Annotated in this window: 4 protein-coding genes; 3 read left to right on the top strand and 1 reads right to left on the bottom strand. The window is 56.6% G+C overall.

Going from position 1 to position 4,317, the window contains the following annotated elements; all coding sequences use genetic code 11:
• Positions 1-122: 122 nt before the first annotated feature.
• Positions 123-1,244, bottom strand: coding sequence for an ABC transporter transmembrane domain-containing protein (locus tag ACLIRY_RS26590; RefSeq protein WP_413208444.1), 1,122 nt, complete (start codon positions 1,242-1,244; stop codon positions 123-125).
• Between the two features lie 179 nt (positions 1,245-1,423).
• Between ACLIRY_RS26590 and ACLIRY_RS26585 the strand changes: the two genes are divergently transcribed.
• The 3 genes from ACLIRY_RS26585 (at position 1,424) to ACLIRY_RS26575 (ending at position 4,258) form a co-directional block, all read left to right on the top strand.
• Positions 1,424-1,741, top strand: a complete 318-nt coding sequence (locus ACLIRY_RS26585; protein WP_413208443.1) for a toxin-activating lysine-acyltransferase — start codon at positions 1,424-1,426, stop codon at positions 1,739-1,741.
• Between the two features lie 16 nt (positions 1,742-1,757).
• Positions 1,758-2,594 carry a hypothetical protein gene (locus tag ACLIRY_RS26580; protein WP_413208442.1) on the top strand — a complete coding sequence of 279 codons (837 nt, stop codon included), beginning with the start codon at positions 1,758-1,760 and terminating at the stop codon, positions 2,592-2,594.
• Between the two features lie 341 nt (positions 2,595-2,935).
• Positions 2,936-4,258 carry a hypothetical protein gene (locus tag ACLIRY_RS26575; protein WP_413208441.1) on the top strand — a complete coding sequence of 441 codons (1,323 nt, stop codon included), beginning with the start codon at positions 2,936-2,938 and terminating at the stop codon, positions 4,256-4,258.
• Positions 4,259-4,317: the final 59 nt, after the last annotated feature.

Raw genomic sequence — 4,317 nt, 5'->3', positions numbered from 1 at the left:
ACTGCTCGTAGCGAAGACGCCCAAAGCTCAAGCGTCGCCTCAATCGATGCACCCGTCATCCATGACCTCCGAATCATGGAAACTCATAGAGTCAGAGATCATTAAAAAATGCAACTGTAATGCTAGGGTTCCACGGCGAGGCTTTTCACCGTCTCCACGCCGGTCATGGTCTCCACCAGGAAGGCCTGGTTCTCGGCGCCCCGGCGGAATTTCTCCTCGACCCGGGCGCGCAGGGTGGGGGTCACCAGAACCGACAGGGCGATGTAGAAGGGGAAGGAGCCGACCACGATCCAGGTGAGCAGGGGCGCGTAGGAGAACATCACCGCCAGGAAGATGACGGTGAAGGCCAGATCGATGACCAGCGTCAGGGCAGAGCCGGTCAGAAAGGAGCGCACGGATTCCAGCTCGCGCACCCGGGCCACGGTCTCGCCCACCCGCCGGGCGGCGAAATAGGCGATGGGCAGGCGGGTGAGGTGGCGGTAGACCGAGGCCCCCAGCTCCACGTCCACCCGGTTGGTGGTGTGGCTGAAAATATAGGTGCGCAGGCCGCCCATGGTGGCCTCGAACAGGGCGACGAGAACGAGGCCGAGCACCAGCACGTCCAGACTGGTCAACCCCCGGTGGACCAGGACCTTGTCGATGACCACCTGGAAGAACAACGGGGTGAGCAGGGCGAAGGTCTGCAGGAAGAACGAGGCGACGAGCACTTCGCCGAAGAGCCGCCGGTATTTGATGACGGCGGGAATGAACCAGGAAATGTCGAAGGCCCGGGCCTCTCCGGCCAGTTGGGCCCGGGTGGTCATGAGGATCAGCCGCCCGTCCCAGCGCTCTTCCAGCTCCTCGCGGGTGGCCTCCACGGCCTTGCCTTCGACGGGGTCGTGGAGGAGGACCTTGCCCTGTTCGGGGGCGATTTTCGCGATCAGGAACCAGCCGGCGCCGTCCTTGGTTCGCGCCATGGCGGGCAGGGGGGCCGCGGCGAGGCGGGTCCAGCTGCTGTCCACGGCCCGGGCCTTGATCTCCAGGCTTTTGGCGGCGCGCAGGATATCGGTCTCGGCGAAGGGTTGCCCCTCCAGCCCGGCCTGGAGGGTCAGGGCGTCTTCACGCGCCGGGACCTCCAGGATGCGGGCCAGCAGCAGGAGGCAGGCGAGGCCGGTGTCCTTGGAGGGAAGGGAGAAGGTGTCACTGGCGGGCGGTGCCGAAGGGACTAGGGGCGCCTGGTCGGCCACGTATCCCGCTCCCTCCATGAAACCCTCCTGTTCCCCGTGTCGATCCACCAAGCATGGCCGGATCTAGCACGTCAGTGGCGAATATGAACACTATTTCCATGTGAATGGTCTGTATATCATGGTACATCGAAAGCCAGTGCACTTTGTTAGTGCAAAAGTGATCCCGCCGAGTGCGGAGGACGATAAGGGGGCTGGCCATGGCCGAGGCCGTGCAACGGAGTGAATCGGAGACGGACGAAGGGGCGGTACGGGACGGTAAGGCGGCATCCCGTCCGACGCCCTCTCCCGCCGAGGTTCTCGGGCAGGCCGTCTGGCGGGCGACCCGCACGGAGGATCACCGACATTGGTTCCTCGCGGATCTGGAATGGGCGGTGATGCTGCCGATCCGTCTGATGCAATTCCGTTTGTTCATGGCCGGGGACCGCCCGGTGGGTTTTTTGACCTGGGCGCGGGTATCCGACGAAATGCCAAAACCGTTACGCGAAGCGCCCATGGTGTTTCCACTATTTAATTAAATATAGGGTCGTCTCGATGAAAAAGATATTAACTTTATTGAGTTCGTCACTGTCTTGTTTTGTTTTGTTTTTTGTTTGTATGCGCAATATTCATGCTGAAAATGTTATATCAGGTTGTCAGTTTAATAAACCTGAGTATGCGACGCGCGTTTTGTCTAAGGATATTTACATATATAGAGCACCGTTTGATACTTTTGATCGAAAGAAGGGTTGGGATTATTATGAAAAATTTGAGAGAAAGGAACGTTATCATTTGCATATGAATGGCCAATATTCGGACGGTACTTTTTGGGCAACGGGAGAGGAGCCGACTGCATTCAGGTTTGCGTTCTCCGTGCCGTCGGGTGGTCCGCCTGCGCCCTATGGGCATAGGCCCAGATTCTATTGGGTCGACGAAGTCAAAGGAATTTTCCATGGACAACTGTGGGCGGACTTGAAAAGTAGCACGATGTACGCTTATCGACCGTTGTCAATCCCTCTGGGAAGCCCGGTACTGTATCGCGTGTCTGGTCCCGAAGGATCGTTTCATGGGGCGACACCAATTGTTTTCCAAAGAAAAGATGATAGGACGGGAGAGTTGTATGACGTTGAAGACGAAAATGGCGATTATCAAAAAAAAGACTATTTCGTGGTGGAAGATGAAATTGAAATAAAATACTTTATTTATTGTTATAGTTATTCGTCTAAAAATGCGCAACTTTTCTGCACGATTTCATCAAGGTATGATAAATCTCACTATGATTTCAGAATTTCAAGAAGTAAAATAGAGCATTGGATGGAGTATGATGCTTTGGTGCGCGAGTTGTTTCGCTGTTCTTTGACAAAATTTGAAAGCGGTGGGGAGGGTGAGTGATGTCTGGAGCGTTCACACAAGAAGAATTGAATGAGCTGGAAACGTATGTGAATGCGGAAAATCCCGAGGGGTATTATGCGGCCCTGGCGGGAATGGGGGTTCGGTATGGGGAATTGGCGTGGGGAGTCGTAAACAGCGAATTTTCCGACTTGGCTGGTCGAGAAGCAAATAGTTTCATGTATATGGAGGCAAGAAGGCAGGGAGTCGTTCTTGATCAAGAAAAGATAAATAGTATTTCCATAAATCTAATGCAGGAAGATTTTGCGCTAAGAGCGCAAAGTATTTCGAGGAAATTGACTGTATCAGATGTAGAAAGATATCACGAGGATGTATTCAATCGTGTGGCGGGAATCACTATTTCCGCCTGGACGGCGGAAGGTTCCCTTGAAACATATCGGGCACATTACGACGAGCTTGGTTTTCAGAATTCGGAAGAGGCTGCTCAAGCGGCTTGGGATCTTCTCCTGTCCGGTGTATCGGGCGCCGCCAAAGTGATGTCGGAAGTCCACCGGATTGCCTTTACGTATAATGATGCGGTGGCTGTCGACTGGGTCACGAAGGCCGTTGCCGCGGGCACGTATTCCTACACAGGCGCGATCCCCCACCCGTTTGACGCATCGGATGGCGATAACGCCGGTGGATCCGTCGATGGCATAAGTGACGCGGTCGAATCTTCCGAGGATCTGATCGATGATATTGTCGATGGGTTGAAAGATTTCCTGGGGGTGGAAGATGATACCCCCAATGGGTCCGTGCCGGACAACTCCTTACTCGATAACAGCACCAATACGTCCCTGGACACGGCTTCGGGACAGGCTTGGGGTCAGGACGCTCAAGCATCGAGCGTGCAACAGGGCCTGCTCGACGGAGGCCCCAATCAGACAACGGAACTCCAAGTGGGGGGAACCCTGCTGGACGGCCTGAACGTCGATACCGCGGACAATACCGGTGTCGCCGCGGCAACGCAGATCATCGCCGATGGGTATCGCCCGGGAAACGCCAATTTGGCCACGGACTGGGATCGGGGACTGGATCTGGGACCCGGTAATGTGTCCTGGTGGCTGTCCTCGGATTCCGTGGGCGATACCGGCCAGGGTGAAGCGGGGCCGGGAGACCTGTCCTGGTGGCTCTCTTCCGGAGCCGGGCTCAATGTGGGGAACTATTGGGGACAAAGAACCACCTATACCGATCCCCTGGTTTTGGACCTAGACGGCGATGGAGTGACGCTCACCGACTATTCTTCCGCCCCGGTCCTGTTCGATATCGACAACGATGGCGGATCGAAGGAGATTAGCGGCTGGGTCGGTGCCACCGATGGGATCGTCGTCCACGACCTCGACGGCGACGGCGGCATCGGCGGCATCGCCGAAACCCTTTCGGAATACTACACCGGCACCGCTGGGAGTGGCGGGGAAGGCGGCCAGCGTGTTTTCGCCGACGGGTTCGCCGCCCTGGCCAGCCTTGACGACAATGCCGATGGGGTATTCGACGCCAATGACGTGGCCTGGGCCGATTTGCGGGTATGGGTCGATGGCAATCATGACGGCCTGTCCTTCGACGACGCCAATGGCAACGGTGTCCGGGACGAGGGCGAGGGTAATTGCTCACGGGGTTGGCGAAATCGGTTGGCTGACGGCCTGGGTTGTGATTCAACCTTTGTATGAAAACGCCCCGGACATATCGACTTAGCGAAGCGGAGAAAGACGCCTTGCTGCTTGAGCAG

It is taken from the genome of Rhodospirillum sp. A1_3_36 (assembly GCF_047263945.1).
Taxonomy (GTDB): Bacteria; Pseudomonadota; Alphaproteobacteria; order Rhodospirillales; family Rhodospirillaceae; genus Rhodospirillum.
The sequence above is the reverse complement of the archived record's forward strand: the minus strand, read 5'-3'. Positions and strand labels throughout refer to the sequence as shown.